The sequence below is a fragment of the Clostridium gasigenes genome (genome assembly GCF_017348895.1).
Taxonomy (GTDB): domain Bacteria; phylum Bacillota; class Clostridia; order Clostridiales; family Clostridiaceae; genus Clostridium; species Clostridium gasigenes.
Genome location: NZ_CP071376.1, coordinates 3176523 through 3190562, shown reverse-complemented (window position 1 = coordinate 3190562; position 14040 = coordinate 3176523). Strand labels below are relative to the sequence as shown.

Here is a 14040-nt window from a genome sequence, read left to right as displayed (position 1 = left end):
AATAGTTTTTTCTATTTTTCCTTTTATAACTTCTTGAATATTTTTAAAATCGTCTTTTTTTCAATGTAGTATAATTTACAGTCTGATATATTTCTAAGTCTTGGAGCAAATCTGAAACCTAATAAATTAGTTAACCCAAATATTTGGTATGTATTAATTCTAAGTCGCAATATTCAAATAATAATATTAAATTGTAAATAACTGTCTTAGCGTTGTGAATTTACGCTTTGCGAGTACTACCCCTAGATAGAATTCTGGTTAATAAAAATATTATATGACATGATAAATCTATTCTGTCGTACATATCTAAATCGATAAAAAATGAATATATAAAAATATCAAAAAGAGAAAATAGTATAAATAGTAATAAAGTTGAATTAGATTTGGGTAATGAATTAGAAAGCGAGTATTTTAAAGAAGACTTTTCATTTGTTGAATTATTTAAAGAGTTAACAGAAAAAGAAATATATATAATTAAATTAATATATATTTATGGATTTTCAGTAACAGAAATATATCAAACTATGGAAATAACCAGGCAAGCAGTTAATAAATCAAAAAATAGAGCCCTAAAAAGATGAAAAGGATTTATAAAGAAGTTATATAATAATAAAAGGTGATGTCGCAAAATAATTAATCATTTTGCGATATCACCTTTGAATTTATATTATATTAATTTAAATTCGTTTAATATTTTCACCTTTAGTCTAGCAACTACTCCAGATGTACTAATTGAAGTAATACCATTATTTTTTATTTAAACAGTAAATGTAGAATTGCCACCCCATATATAAGATTCTATATTATCAATTACTATATCATCAAGAGTTGCAGAAAAATTCTTATTATTTGTAGTAACAGCAACATCCAATACAAGCATTGAATGTGGAGATTGTGTTGTAAATGTCAATGGTAAAGTAGCACCTGGTTGTAGTGTTACAACTTTAGCGTTTAACTCAACATCTATTTCTTTAGTTAATATACTTGCAGTTGCTACTGTTGAAGTAGCAGTAGAAGAAACTTTCTTTGAATAAGACTGGTTCGTTTCAAATCCACTCTTATCTATTATTCTTTCCATAACATAGATACCAGTAACATTTGGGAATTTCTTTAATTCATTTTTCATAATATACCTTCTTTCTCACATTTATTGGAATGTGAAGCCATATATTTTTTTTCTTATATAATTATTTACCTGATAAAAGTGGAGCGTAATTAATATCAGCTGATAATGAAATAACTTGGTTCAGCTAAAGTTATGCAGAATATATCATCTATTACTGCAATAAATTTAGAACTACATAAATTTGAATTTGATGATTGAAGCTCTATATATATCCTAGGTTAGCAGAACCTAATGTCATAGTTCGCCTTGTAGTAAATGTTCCGTTTATAGGTAGCGCTGGTACACTTATATAAGAGCATTTTTAATTTGTGCTGTAAACATGATTTTAAATTTATAATATTATATCTATAATATTAGGGTATTAGTGCGGTGGATAAAGTCATTCCCTAGAGTCTAATCACTTGTTCATGCCAATATCTAAAGTACCCCTGGTGCTCATTTATTCTGTTCATCGATTATATTACTCTATTCACTTTATGTATAGTAATAGGCTTCAAAAACAAAAAGGAAAGTAAAATGTTTTTAGCAAATTGAAATACATTTTCCAAAAGTAGGAGCGACGAGATTGGTGAGTGGCAACCGACTCCTATATCAATGTCATCAATTAGTATAATTAAATTTAGACTAACATTAAATTCTATTTTTTGAGTAAATGGATAACTAAAATCTAATATTTATGGAAATAGGTTAGATTTTACACATCTCTTAAAAAATATAAATTTGATTGGTAACTATATTTTTTAGATATTTTTTCTAAGCGTTATTATATATTTATTAACTCTAGTGTATGATTTTCTTTCATTAGTTCTTCCTGGTTAAAAAAGCTAAGAAAATTTTATGCTAAAAATATTAAATAATAAAAAAGAAGATATCATTTATTTGAATATCTTCTTTTTTATATCTTCTAAATCATCTTTTATCTGAGGGAGAAGCTCATTGAGTTGTTGAATTATTTTTTGATAGTTTTCTTCTCTAATTTGATTCTGTTTTAAAACATATAATAATAGATAGCCAAACAGTAATGCAAAAACTCCTTGAGTAGTTAAAAAGTTAAATAGTTCACTATTCATAAGATCACTTCTTTCAATAAATAGAAAGGAATTATTTTATAAATAGTAAACTATATATATATGTATGTATAATTTAATTACGCTACTCATTTTTCATTATAAAATTACTTTACATATATTTAAACATGATTTTGTTTTGTAAACATCCTGAGAGAACAAAAAAGCAGTAGAAAAAATCTGCTGCTTTTATATTTTTATGCCTATTATATTTATAAGCTAACCCTAAATAATTTCATTTATTAGGGTTAGATGTATACTCGTTACCATCTATACATCTTGTGTATACTAGATTACCAACACAAGTGATACTTTTTGTACAGGAATCAGAGTCTTTAGGACACCATATACTAACTTCTCCAAAACTTCCAGTTTCAATTCTATAAACGTCAACCCACAGAGGGTCTACATTATAGCCCAAATAGATTAGCCCATTAAATTGTGATGGTGATAAGTATCCACATTGATTTCCACTTATTGGAGCAACACCTGGTATATATACAGGCCATCTAGTCATATGGCTATGAAGATTTAGAGTAGAGTTCATACTCCTAGCAGCATTCATATCATCAAAAACATTTCTACAATATCTTTTGTGATTTTTAGTTTTTTCAAACTCTATTTTTACTGTTCCTTCTGAAATTTCTTTCTCAATTTGAGACTTTTCTTATTCACTCATACTTTCGATTAGTAATAATTCCATAATATTTGATAGAGAATAATATCTAGTATATAAAATAATGGAAATATAGATTTTAAGACAAGTGTTTACAAAATAACTTGAAATATCCTCTTTTTAACGTGAGGGGGAGAGTTATATGAGAAAGTTAATAGAGCTAAAGAGGGGAGGATTAAAAGCTTGGAGGAAATAATAGATATATTTAATCCAATAATAAATAAATATTCTAGGATTCTATATCGAGAAGATACAAAACAAGATTTGATTGTTTTTTCGATAGAATTAATAAATAAAATTAGAATAGATAATTCTAATTTTTCATCGGCTAGTATCAAAGTTATTTTAATACATCCCTTTTGTTATTCATTAAAGGTGTTGGGGTATATGCTTAATTAGGAAATTAACAACAAGTATAATAAAAATGTAAAATAAGTAATTAAAAAGGTGTAATAAAAAAACTTACATTATGTAAAATAAGTGGTTAAAATGAGAGTCATAAATGGTAAATTATATATAAAAAGTAGAACATATATTTAAAATTGAATACAAAAAAGCACAACTATTTAAGTAGTGCTTTTGCGAACTTCGGTTCTTCAAATCGTCTCTCAGACAATTTGAAGTAACTTAAAGGTGCTAATCCACCAAGAAGCTAAGAACGAAACCAACCAGCTGTTCACATCTAATTTATACTCAAAGTATAATTGAAAATATGAAAAATTTCATCTATGTCTATTAATGATGTCAATATCATATGAAGAAAAAATATAGTATTTTGCAATTTCATATTCACTAATATTTTGTGGTATTTGAATAAATTCAAGTCTGTGATCTTCTGTCAGTAAAATTTCTGGTGCTGCCACTATATATCAACTCCTTGTTTTAATTACTAAACCTATTTATTATTATTAATATATTGATAAATAGTAGCTTTGCTAATGCCAGTTGCTTTCGTAATTTCAAGAATGCTGTAGTTCTTGCTATTATACATCTTAATTGCTAGCTTAATCTCTTTATCATTTACCCTCTGGACGGCCACCTTTTTTTCCTAGTGCACGTGCTGCATTAAGGCCTTCTATTTTTCTTTGAGATAGAAGATCACGTTAAAACTGACTAATACCTGCAAATATAGTAAACATCAGCTTCCCTTGAGCAGTTGTAGTATCAACCCAGGATTCCTTAATTGATTTAATATTAGAATCTTTTTCATCAATCTGAGCCACAAGACTAAAAAGGTCTTTAAAACTTCGGCTAAATCTTGTAAGCTCCGCTATAATTACTACATCACCAGTACGAAGTTGATCTAGCATTTTAGTAAGTTCTGGACGTTCCTTTTTCAGTCCAGATATTTTTTCTTCATAGATTCTATCGCAACTAACCTGTTTTAGGATATCTATCTGTCTATCTAGATTTTGTTCTTCAGTACTTACCCTTGCATAACCAATTTTCATTCCATCACCTTACTTAAATAGTACCTAAAATGTTAGGCTATAGTCAATTTTTATACTTTGTTTTTTGTAATAGTTTTGGTACTGCATATTACGAAAATAAGAACTAAAAAAGCACCAAACTATTTCAGTACCATAAACGTTCGCTTATGGTACTCTCTCAAAAAATAAAACAAGAGCATTTATTTAAACTCTTGTTGATGAACAATATAAGAATGATTAGAATTAAATATTATAAAAGTATAAGTTATAATCCATTTTATGTCTTAGCGTAAGTTTTGTCGGAAATGTTGGCGCTACCCCATTTAAACCTAAAAAAATAGATATAATAAAAAAATAGATATAATAAAAAAATATTTATTATATCTATTAAGCATATTTAAATTGTATTTTAGCAATCTACTAATAATAAAAAGGTGCCTAAACTTAAGCACCTTTTTATGGGTTTACTAAAAGCAACCGCCACCTAGTAATAATAACCATATTAGCGGGCTACATCCACCTCCGCAGTTGTTTCCAAATCCACAGCCTCCAAAGTTATTACCACAGCCTCCAAAGTTATTACCACAGCCACAGCTTTCTCTTCTACAACAGCTATTACAGCAGCTATTACAACTTCTATTACAACAACATCTCTTTGACATGTTTACCATCTCCTTCTCTTCTGTATGCTATATACTATTCAGAGAAGGTTTCAATTGTTCTACAAATTTCATCAACCTATATATATTTTCCAGGAATTTTATTTTTTAATACTATACTAATAGATTTTATAATTATATAAATTATTATTGAAATTATTGTTATTATTCCAATACTTATAAGAGGATATGTTACTGTATTTAACACTACTTCAAGTCTATTATCTACTAATAATCCTTTAAATATAATAGTACCAACTATCATTCCTATTAGTGTGGATAACAAAATTGGTGCAATTTTTCTTATCGATCTAAATATTAAAGCATCTCCCATATTTTCAACTTTTATTTTTTTAGTTAATTTTTTAGTTATTATTGTACATACTATTGTTATTATTATAAGTAGTATTAGTCCTGTAAAAAATATATATTTGTGTATATTTATTTCAGCTCCAAATAATATAGAATCAATCATAATAGTAATATATTCCCAAACTTTACGCACTATACTATTATATGCCCATAAAAATGAGCTTCCTATTGTTATTATCACAACTATACAATATGCACCTATTGCAAACATTGAACCTAATGTCACATACATATTAGAAGTTAATGAATCTATAAAAAATAATATAGATGTTAAAGCTGCTGATACTACTACTATTCTAATAATATCTATTACTACCAATATCCAAAATCCTTTAATATATGAATTTAAAACATCATTCGCTATATAATTCCTCTCACATACCAGTAAAAACAGAAGTATAAATCCCATTATACATCCTATCATTAAGGCCAACTCTCTTTTCCTTATGTCAATTCTGCTAAATGGACCTGATAAAAGAGTAGCCCACTTTTTCCTTTTAAACATTCCACATATTAAAACAAAGCATATTACTAAAAATACCACCAATATAAACATTCCAACTATACCTAGTGGATTTTTAACTTGATCTGAATAGTTATACAACATAAATCTATAATCATTATAGTTAGAATTATTCATAGTAATATCTAAAAAAACTCCTACTAATAAAAGTAAGGACATTAATACAGAAAATATTTTAGCATCCCCCTGAAAAAATATATTTTTATTTAAATATTTCTTCATAATTGTCCCCCTTATCGAGTTTATAAATAAACACTTCCTCTAAGCTTAAATTTATTTCTTCTATAAATAATGGATTAAACTTATTAAGTTTATTTTTAAAATCTTCATCATATCTATCTGTAATTATTGTAAACACCCGTCCTAAGTGGGTTATACTAAATATACCTTCAATATCTAAATCCTCTTCATAAATAGGTGCTTCAAAAGCCACTTGAATTTTTTTAATATTTTTTTTCATTTCTTCTAAGGAATTATGATAAGCTATTTTTCCATTATCAATTATTATAATATTATCACAAACCCTCTCAAGTTCATCTAAATGATGGGAGCTGATTATTACTCCTGCTCCAAATTTCTGTACTTCTCTTATTATAAGTTTTAAAACCTTTTCTTTTAGAATAGGGTCTAGTCCTGATGTAGGTTCATCTAAAACTAAGTACTCTCCACCTATAGAAAATGCTAACATAAGATTTACTCTAACTTTCATACCTTTAGAAAGTTGGAAAAATCTTTTCTCTAATGGTATTTTAAATATTTTATTTATTTTATTAAATTTGTTTTCATTAAATTTAGGGTATATACTTCTATAAAACTCTACTATGTCTGCTAATTTTATAAGAGAAAAACTATTATGTTCATCAGGTACATAAGCTATTTTTTTCTTTGCTGATGAGTTATCATAAAGGTTTTCTCCATCTACTAAAACTTGTCCCAAATCCCCTTCATAAATACCAACTAAAGCTCTTATTAATGAAGTTTTACCTACTCCACTTGGTCCAATAATCCCAAGAATTTTTCCTTTTTCTACTTGTAAACTTATATTATCAATTACTTTTTTTTCACCAAACTTTAAGGAGAGATTTTTAACTTCTAACATTTAATTTTTTCCTCCTAAAATATATATTGATTTTTTATTATTTAATATTAAAATCTACTAATACACTGATCTACTACATATCCATCACCTTCATCTACCAACACTAGGAGAATATATATGTCTTCATACTCCTTATTAATATCATTAATTTTATCAATTTCATCAATAGTATATTTTTGTATATTTAATATTGCTTTGCCCGATATTTTATAAATTTCACGTTTTTTCGGCACTTTATAATTTCCAATATTCTTATAAGTATTCAAATGTTGTTCTAAAGTTAAACTTTCGCTACTAGTTACATTTTCTAAGCTATACTCCTTAAAATTTGGAATTTGAATATAGTTAATATCTTCTTCATTTTCAACCACTAGCCTAGCTCTCTCTGAAATAGTTTCGTATAAATCCAAATTTGGAATTATCTTTAATATATTACCGTCACGACCTCTATTTCCCCACATAAGATTAATATTTTTCAAATAATCCTTTATAACTTCTTCTTGTGACACATATTCTTTTCTTTTTTCATAAACTTTTATTTTTGATCCAACAGATTGAAGTATTAATATTATTAGAATAACTGTAATAAGTGCAAACCATGTTGATTTTTTCATATTTCCCCTCCAAAAAACACCATACTTGATATAGTATAGTCTAATTATATTATTTTTTTAAAGCTTAAGCAATTAAGATTTCCTTAACTTATATTAGTAAGTTCTTAAAATTTTCTTAATATGAAAAATACTAAGCTATTTATAGCTTAGTATCTTCTTTTTTAAGATTTTCAATATAACATAGATGATCTAGTATTATTAGCACCTCTTTAAATCCATCTTTAATTAAATCATTATTATATAAGTCCTCATAGCTTAATTTCTCTATATCCGTATTTACTATTTTATTATAGTTTTCACCATATATTTTTTTCAATATATCCTTTAACCCATTTCTAATATTTTCATAGGTTTTCTTATCCCCATATTCCCATTTATATACATCCTTATTTACTTTTTCTATAATTCCATAAAGTTGATAAATATAACTTAGTTCTTTTAAGTTATATTTATCACTTAAAGATGCTACTGCTTTTTGATATTCTTTACTTATTGGTAATATATAAAGATACGACATCTCATCTTGATTTTGTAAACTTCTAATACTTTGAAATATAGCAGTACATATATCTAATCTTACTACATTTGCGTATATACATAATTCTTTCATTTTATAACTTTCTTCATACCTTCTATTAACTTCTTGTAATTTATATTGCTCTTTAATAGATTTAGACGTTATTTTCTTGTTTATTAACCAACTAAAACTTGCACCTATTAGTGATCCAATTATAATTGCACTACCTGAAATTAGTGTTGTAATTAGATTGTCATTCAAATTCTAACCTCCCTTCTAACCACTATTATCTTTTGTAATTTTATTAAAAAATTATTAATGTTAGTAACTTAATTCATTTCTTTCTATATTATATTATTATTCAACAAATATTATTTAATATGCACGGAATTTTCAAAACTAATTTTATGAGGGGATTTTCTATGAAAACTGACATAAGCAAAGAGTTAATTATAAAAAACAATCTATTAAATTATCCTATTAAAAATGTTAGTCTTTCATCTCTTGAATTAATAATGTATAAAATTAAATTAAAATTAAATAATATAGATTTTAAAGAGGCAGATGAAATAGAAGTTATACTTAAGAATATAAAAACTAGAGATATATTTATTGCAGAACATTCAATTGAAAATGACTTTCTTAATATAAATCTTAAATCTTTAAGCTTTATGTGTACCGATAATGAGTTCATGCTGTTATTGATTATAAAAAAAGATAGTGTCTACTCTTTTTTAAATCCAATAATAAAAAACAGTTCCCAAAATATTGCTAACAATTTCATAGTTTTGGATTTAATACCTATAGAGTGGTATTTAAGAATTTTAGATAATGGTGAACTTAGACTATCTACAATTATTAAAATTTTTTAAAAGGCGTATATAATAGACATAGTAATAAATAACAAACCAATATATATATAAGATTGGTTTGTTATTTTTTTTAAATGCCTTAATGAAATTTCATTTTAAGAGATCCAAATACATCATAATATGAGCAGGCATTTTTTTGTTTTACTAATTTAGATTCTTTAAATAAATATGAGTAATACTCACTAGTTTGTTCTCTTATATTAGATGTTTTATATATAATTAGAACATCTATAGAGTTAAATCTTTTAGCATATTGTAAAAGTTTATTTAAATAATCTACTCTATCCTTAGATGAAACTTCTATAATTTGAACAAAAAACTTTGTTTCACTTTTAGTATCTATTGTATTAACTAAATTATTAATAGCTTTAACATCTTCAATTAAATCTAATTCTTTTGAAAAATATAAAAACAATTCATTACTAATAGTATTTTTATCATCATAATTGTGCCATCTTATTTCAATTATATCAGTTATAGCTCTTGATTCCTCATTAATACCTGTAAGTATTGAAGAATAACCTAGCACTTCTCCTACCTCTACAATATAATCTAATTCTTTTTTTAAAATTTCAAATTTATTGCTTTCCGTAGTTAAGTTGAATTTCAAGTAATTTCTAACTAATCCTTGGAATATATTCATTAAATCAATATTAAACACTTTATCAACTCCAACCATTCTTTAATTTTCTTTAGTTTAGCACTAATTTCTATTTTAATAAACCCAATTTATAATATTTGTAACAATTTTAATTTTTTTAAATAACCTATTAGTATATAGAAATTAATGCGAGGAGAATACATGTTTAAAGAAACTATTGATTGTATTGATGCAGGTTCAGAATATTGTCCTTGCCATTTAGCCGAGTCTGGCGATTGTATATTATGCTCACAACTTCATGGAAGTTGTTTTTGTGATTGTTCAAACTGGAAGGGAGTTTGTATTTACCAAGAGTTTAAATACAATGGTGAAAAGGCTAAAGAAGGTAGAAAGACTTTTAACTGTTTAGTGGAGGAAAAACTTTTATATGAAAATGATGTTCTATTAATCAAATTCAAAGCACCTCATAAATTAGCTATAGACTTAGTTAAGCCTGGAGGATATATATTTATAAGAACTGACCCTAATGTTTACTTTGATGTTCCAATTTCTATTTTAGAATCTGATATTGAAACTAACATTATAACAATAATGATTGAAGTTAGAGGGATTAAAACTAAAAAACTATTAGGAATTGAAAAAGGTGGCGAAATAACAATAAGAGGACCTTATTGGAACGGCGTTTTTGGACTTAAAAACATACAAAAGCAAAAAAATAGAAATGTATTAATTATTTCAAGGGGAATAGGGATGGCTCCTATGATGCCTGTAATTCAAAAATTTACAGCGAATAACAATAAGGTTTATCTTTTATTAGATAAGGAACCTTACAAAGATAACTACGTTAAAGAATATTTAGATAAATATAATGTAACGCCTATCTTTATGAATACTATTGACAAGGGCGATATTTCATCTGAATGTAAATATATGATAAATACATTTATCTCTGAAAAAAACATTTCAAATATTCATATAGCCGGAGCTGATATTTTAACTTATAAAATAATTGACTATATGAATGAAATAAATAATACTAAAGTTTTACTATCCTGCTGTAATAACACTAAAATGTGTTGTGGTGAAGGTATTTGTGGAAGTTGTACTACTAGATTTTCTGGTCATAGAGTTAAAAGATTTTGTAAGGTTCAAGCAGATCCTAGAAATGTTTTTGAAGGAAGGAGATTTATATGAAGGTTATTATTATTGGTGGAGGTTGGTCTGGTGTTGCTGCTGCAATTACTGCTAAAAAAGCTGGTGCTGAAGTCCATATATATGAAAAAACTGATTTATTATTAGGACTTGGAAACGTTGGCGGAATAATGAGGAATAATGGTAGATATACAGCTTCTGAAGAATTAAACTATCTTGGGGCTGGAGATTTAATAGATATTGTTGATAACACTGCAAGGCATACAGATATAGAGTTTCCAGGGCATAAACACGTTACTCTTTATGATGTTAATTTAATTGAAGGTAACGTACGCGAATATATTGTTAATATGGGTATTAACATTCATATGGAAAGTCGAGTTGTTGATGTTAATTTTAAAGATGGAAAAATATTTGGTATTTATTTAAGCGATGACACCTATGAAGAAGCAGACGTATTTATAGAAACCACAGGGACTACAGGGCCTATGGGCAACTGTTTACGTTACGGTAATGGATGTTCTATGTGCATACTTAGATGTCCATCATTTGGGCCTAGATTAAGTGTAAGTGAAAGATGTGGTGTTTCAGATATTCAAGGTGAAAGAGAAGATGATATTTTAGGTGCATTCTCAGGATCTTGTAAATTAGCTAAAGAAAGTCTTTCAAAAGAAATACAAAATCAACTAGATGAAACTGGTGTTGTTATTCTTGAAATTCCAAAGGAAGATGTAAACTACGATAAGCTCGCAACAAAGGTTTGTCAACAATATGCCCTTAAAGAGTTCGCCGAAAATATAATTTTATTAGACACAGGGCATGCTAAGCTTATGACAACATATTATCCCCTTCATAAGCTAAGAAAAATTAAAGGATTAGAAAAAGCAAAATATGTAGATCCCTATGCTGGAAGTAAAGGCAATTCAATTAGATATTTATCAGTAGCTCCAAGAACTAATGACTTAAAAGTAAATGGAGTAGATAACTTATTCTGTGCTGGTGAAAAGTCAGGACTATTTGTTGGCCATACGGAAGCCATTGTTACTGGTAGCTTAGCTGGTCACAATGCTGTAAGACTTTCAATGGGAATGCATCTTCTAATTCTTCCATCTTCACTTGCGATAGGCGATATAATTTCTTATGCAAACGAAAAATCAACTACACGTGAAGGTAGAAAGCAAAGATTTACCTTTGCTGGTTCAGATTATTTTAAAAGAATGAAAGAATTAGGTCTTTATACTACAGATAAATCCGAAATTCTAAATAGAATTAAAAAATTAAACCTTAATGATATTTTCGCGCAAAAATTATTATAAAAAAGAGACCAATCCTTTTAGGATTGGTCTCTTTAATTATTTTAATAAATAACAATTCAGAGTGTAAAATATACGACTCATCTTGATTTATTTTTTCAAGTACCTGATATGTTATTATTAGCACTTCTCTATAAATTTAATTATATAACTTAATGTACAAAATTCTTTATCCAATTCATTTCCAATTATATTTAAGCCTTTAATTAATGTTTCTTCATTAAAGTTCTCTAATAAAATCATTAAGTTTAATAGATTAAGTGATCCATCTTTTGTATCTAAGACTCTTGACTCTTTTACATATTTATTTTCCATTGAATTTATAACAGAAGTTCTTAGTTCCTCGCTAATATCTATTTGAGGCATTTCATTAAATATTTTTATTCCAGGATCATTCAGATTTAAATTTTCAGCCTTTTCAGTATTCGTTGATAAAAATATAGTGTTCTTAAACTCTGCGTCTTTAAAATCAGCACCATCTAAGTTCACCCCATCAAATACAGTATTTTCAAATTTAGCGAATTTTAAATTACTACCCTTCAAATTAGTTCCAATTAACTCAGCCCATGTAAATGTGCATTTTGAAAAATCACATGATTTAAAATGTGCACCTCTAAAACTTGCAAAATTAAAATTTGAATTTGAAAAATTGCAGTTATAACAATTACTTCTTCTAAGGTTTTTATACATAAAATTCTTATCTTTCTTCTCTATATTATTGTAATTAAAATTTCCCTTAACACTTTGATTCTTTGCCATAATTACCTCCAATTAAAATATTTTTATTTATAAATTTGTATTTACATATAATCTTTAGTTTCACTTTTCAAACCTTTTTTCTTTAACGACACTTCAATAACATCCTTTATTATTGAATATACAATTGCAAATAAAGGCACGCCTATAATCATTCCTAATACACCTAATACTTTTCCAGCTATTAATATTGAAAATAGTATCCAAAAGGCAGATATACCAATTGAGTTTCCAAGTATTTTAGGTCCAATTATATTTCCATCTATTTGTTGGATTACTAATATAATTAGTAAAAACCACAAAGCTTGAGTTGGTGAAATAAATAAAATTATTATAAATGCTGGAACTGCACCTATAAATGGTCCAAAAAACGGAATAATATTTGTAATACCTATTATAACTGATATTAAAAGAATATATGGCATTTTAAAAATAGTTAATACTAAAAATGTTAATACACCTATAATAAATGAATCCAATATCTTTCCACTTAAAAATTTACCAAAAGTAACATTACTCATATGAGTTATTTCTATAACCTTATTTGCAGCAACTTCTGGCAATATAGCATAAGTCATTTTTTTATTTAATGCACAAAGCTTATCTTTATCTATTAATAGATAAATTGAAATAATAAGACCTAAAATTACATTCCAAATACTTGATGCAATTGTAGCGAGTAATCTCCCTAATACAGGAATTAAATTTGTTGTGAACTTAATTATGAAATCTACAAATCCATTAAAATTTTTCATTATAATATTTAAATACTCTTCATCTATATTTAAATTTTGCAATAAATTATATCCATATATACTTGTATTATTTATATATATAGGAATGTCATTTATTAGCCCAACTACACTATCTATTAGCTGAGGTAATACAAATTTAATAAACAAACTCAAAATAAAAAATAGAGTTATATATGTTAATAAAATAGCTATTCCCCTTTTAGATTTTATTTTAACCTTCTTTAACACCTTATTTTCATAGAATTTTAAAATAAAATTTAAAAGATATGCAATTGCAAACCCTATTATAAATGGTTGTAAAATCTTTACTATATCATCAACTTTATTTATAAGCTCTCCTAAGTGTGATATTGATAAATACAATATTCCAAGTGAGCTTAATAGAATAAATGTGTACACACATATAGTAGTATATTTAATATTCCAGTTAATTTTCATTAGCTACCTCTTTTCTTTATTTTTAAATATGAACAAAAAGCTGTAAGAGTAAAACTCTTACAGCTCTTTT

General features: G+C 26.4%; 19 protein-coding genes and 1 pseudogene. 5 read left to right on the top strand and 15 right to left on the bottom strand.

The window, feature by feature from the left end; translation table 11 throughout:
- Positions 1–23 precede the first annotated feature (23 nt).
- A complete protein-coding gene (locus J1C67_RS19920; protein WP_167865036.1) occupies positions 24–170 on the bottom strand; it encodes a Tn3 family transposase in 147 nt (48 codons plus the stop codon).
- A gap of 213 nt (positions 171–383) precedes the next feature.
- On the opposite strand from J1C67_RS19920, the gene J1C67_RS14945 reads away from it, so the two are divergent.
- Positions 384–581 carry a sigma factor-like helix-turn-helix DNA-binding protein gene (locus J1C67_RS14945; protein ID WP_167865035.1) on the top strand — a complete coding sequence of 66 codons (198 nt, stop codon included), beginning with the start codon at positions 384–386 and terminating at the stop codon, positions 579–581.
- 176 nt (positions 582–757) lie between these two features.
- Here J1C67_RS14945 and J1C67_RS14940 read toward each other — a convergent pair whose 3' ends face one another.
- The 3 genes from J1C67_RS14940 to J1C67_RS14930 form a co-directional block, all read right to left on the bottom strand.
- Positions 758–1126, bottom strand: coding sequence for a hypothetical protein (locus J1C67_RS14940; RefSeq protein ID WP_167865034.1), 369 nt, complete (start codon positions 1124–1126; stop codon positions 758–760).
- Positions 1127–2001: 875 nt separating this feature from the next.
- Positions 2002–2196, bottom strand: coding sequence for a BhlA/UviB family holin-like peptide (locus tag J1C67_RS14935; RefSeq protein ID WP_167865033.1), 195 nt, complete (start codon positions 2194–2196; stop codon positions 2002–2004).
- A gap of 232 nt (positions 2197–2428) precedes the next feature.
- Entirely contained in the window at positions 2429–2740 is a 312-nt protein-coding gene (locus J1C67_RS14930) for a hypothetical protein (protein ID WP_207253523.1), read from the bottom strand.
- Between the two features lie 285 nt (positions 2741–3025).
- Between J1C67_RS14930 and J1C67_RS14925 the strand changes: the two are divergent.
- A pseudogene (locus tag J1C67_RS14925) lies at positions 3026–3268 on the top strand (hypothetical protein); the annotation flags it as partial.
- A 323-nt stretch (positions 3269–3591) separates the two neighbouring features.
- Here J1C67_RS14925 and J1C67_RS14920 read toward each other — a convergent pair.
- From J1C67_RS14920 to J1C67_RS14890, 8 genes are all read right to left on the bottom strand, one after another.
- Positions 3592–3732, bottom strand: a complete 141-nt coding sequence (locus J1C67_RS14920; protein WP_207253522.1) for a DUF4158 domain-containing protein — start codon at positions 3730–3732, stop codon at positions 3592–3594.
- Positions 3733–3764: 32 nt separating this feature from the next.
- A complete protein-coding gene (locus J1C67_RS19810; RefSeq protein ID WP_341479183.1) occupies positions 3765–3860 on the bottom strand; it encodes a helix-turn-helix domain-containing protein in 96 nt (31 codons plus the stop codon).
- A gap of 112 nt (positions 3861–3972) precedes the next feature.
- Positions 3973–4320: a recombinase family protein gene (locus tag J1C67_RS19805; protein WP_341479182.1), complete on the bottom strand. Its 348-nt coding sequence runs from the start codon at positions 4318–4320 to the stop codon at positions 3973–3975.
- A 446-nt stretch (positions 4321–4766) separates the two neighbouring features.
- Positions 4767–4961 (bottom strand): hypothetical protein, encoded by a 195-nt coding sequence (locus tag J1C67_RS14910; protein ID WP_167865031.1) that lies wholly within the window; start codon positions 4959–4961, stop codon positions 4767–4769.
- 76 nt (positions 4962–5037) lie between these two features.
- Positions 5038–6075, bottom strand: coding sequence for a hypothetical protein (locus J1C67_RS14905; protein WP_167865030.1), 1038 nt, complete (start codon positions 6073–6075; stop codon positions 5038–5040).
- Positions 6056–6952, bottom strand: coding sequence for an ABC transporter ATP-binding protein (locus J1C67_RS14900; RefSeq protein ID WP_089965949.1), 897 nt, complete (start codon positions 6950–6952; stop codon positions 6056–6058). Before J1C67_RS14900 ends, J1C67_RS14905 begins: the two co-directional genes overlap by 20 nt.
- A gap of 47 nt (positions 6953–6999) precedes the next feature.
- Positions 7000–7566, bottom strand: a complete 567-nt coding sequence (locus J1C67_RS14895) for a hypothetical protein (protein ID WP_089965947.1) — start codon at positions 7564–7566, stop codon at positions 7000–7002.
- A gap of 139 nt (positions 7567–7705) precedes the next feature.
- Positions 7706–8344, bottom strand: coding sequence for a hypothetical protein (locus tag J1C67_RS14890; protein WP_089965945.1), 639 nt, complete (start codon positions 8342–8344; stop codon positions 7706–7708).
- 161 nt (positions 8345–8505) lie between these two features.
- Between J1C67_RS14890 and J1C67_RS14885 the strand changes: the two genes are divergently transcribed.
- Positions 8506–8955, top strand: a complete 450-nt coding sequence (locus tag J1C67_RS14885) for a hypothetical protein (RefSeq protein ID WP_167865029.1) — start codon at positions 8506–8508, stop codon at positions 8953–8955.
- Between the two features lie 79 nt (positions 8956–9034).
- On the opposite strand, the gene J1C67_RS14880 is transcribed toward J1C67_RS14885, so the two are convergent.
- Complete coding sequence (locus J1C67_RS14880; protein ID WP_167865028.1) at positions 9035–9616, bottom strand: hypothetical protein; 582 nt, start codon at positions 9614–9616, stop codon at positions 9035–9037.
- A 141-nt stretch (positions 9617–9757) separates the two neighbouring features.
- Here J1C67_RS14880 and J1C67_RS14875 point away from each other — a divergent pair, with 141 nt between their 5' ends.
- On the top strand, positions 9758–10750 hold the full coding sequence (locus J1C67_RS14875) for a sulfide/dihydroorotate dehydrogenase-like FAD/NAD-binding protein (RefSeq protein WP_167865027.1): 993 nt from the start codon (positions 9758–9760) through the stop codon (positions 10748–10750).
- Complete coding sequence (locus tag J1C67_RS14870; protein ID WP_167865026.1) at positions 10747–12024, top strand: FAD-dependent oxidoreductase; 1278 nt, start codon at positions 10747–10749, stop codon at positions 12022–12024. The genes J1C67_RS14875 and J1C67_RS14870 overlap by 4 nt, the downstream gene beginning before the upstream one ends.
- A 117-nt stretch (positions 12025–12141) precedes the next feature.
- On the opposite strand, the gene J1C67_RS14865 is transcribed toward J1C67_RS14870, so the two are convergent.
- Together J1C67_RS14865 and J1C67_RS14860 are read right to left on the bottom strand one after the other, a co-directional pair.
- Entirely contained in the window at positions 12142–12780 is a 639-nt protein-coding gene (locus J1C67_RS14865) for a pentapeptide repeat-containing protein (RefSeq protein ID WP_089965780.1), read from the bottom strand.
- Positions 12781–12821: 41 nt separating this feature from the next.
- A complete protein-coding gene (locus tag J1C67_RS14860) occupies positions 12822–13970 on the bottom strand; it encodes an AI-2E family transporter (RefSeq protein ID WP_089965775.1) in 1149 nt (382 codons plus the stop codon).
- Between the last annotated feature and the right edge of the window lie 70 nt (positions 13971–14040).

What these genes read in the sequence shown, in the direction of transcription:
- J1C67_RS14940 (WP_167865034.1), bottom strand. Translation starts at nt 1,126, where the DNA reads ATGAAAAATGAATTAAAGAAATTCCCAAATGTTACTGGTATCTATGTT.
- J1C67_RS14935 (WP_167865033.1), bottom strand. Translation starts at nt 2,196, where the DNA reads ATGAATAGTGAACTATTTAACTTTTTAACTACTCAAGGAGTTTTTGCA.
- J1C67_RS14930 (WP_207253523.1), bottom strand. Translation starts at nt 2,740, where the DNA reads ATGAACTCTACTCTAAATCTTCATAGCCATATGACTAGATGGCCTGTA.
- J1C67_RS19810 (WP_341479183.1), bottom strand. Translation starts at nt 3,860, where the DNA reads ATGTATAATAGCAAGAACTACAGCATTCTTGAAATTACGAAAGCAACT.
- J1C67_RS19805 (WP_341479182.1), bottom strand. Translation starts at nt 4,320, where the DNA reads ATGAAAATTGGTTATGCAAGGGTAAGTACTGAAGAACAAAATCTAGAT.
- J1C67_RS14910 (WP_167865031.1), bottom strand. Translation starts at nt 4,961, where the DNA reads ATGTCAAAGAGATGTTGTTGTAATAGAAGTTGTAATAGCTGCTGTAAT.
- J1C67_RS14905 (WP_167865030.1), bottom strand. Translation starts at nt 6,075, where the DNA reads ATGAAGAAATATTTAAATAAAAATATATTTTTTCAGGGGGATGCTAAA.
- J1C67_RS14900 (WP_089965949.1), bottom strand. Translation starts at nt 6,952, where the DNA reads ATGTTAGAAGTTAAAAATCTCTCCTTAAAGTTTGGTGAAAAAAAAGTA.
- J1C67_RS14895 (WP_089965947.1), bottom strand. Translation starts at nt 7,566, where the DNA reads ATGAAAAAATCAACATGGTTTGCACTTATTACAGTTATTCTAATAATA.
- J1C67_RS14885 (WP_167865029.1), top strand. Translation starts at nt 8,506, where the DNA reads ATGAAAACTGACATAAGCAAAGAGTTAATTATAAAAAACAATCTATTA.
- J1C67_RS14875 (WP_167865027.1), top strand. Translation starts at nt 9,758, where the DNA reads ATGTTTAAAGAAACTATTGATTGTATTGATGCAGGTTCAGAATATTGT.
- J1C67_RS14870 (WP_167865026.1), top strand. Translation starts at nt 10,747, where the DNA reads ATGAAGGTTATTATTATTGGTGGAGGTTGGTCTGGTGTTGCTGCTGCA.
- J1C67_RS14865 (WP_089965780.1), bottom strand. Translation starts at nt 12,780, where the DNA reads ATGGCAAAGAATCAAAGTGTTAAGGGAAATTTTAATTACAATAATATA.
- J1C67_RS14860 (WP_089965775.1), bottom strand. Translation starts at nt 13,970, where the DNA reads ATGAAAATTAACTGGAATATTAAATATACTACTATATGTGTGTACACA.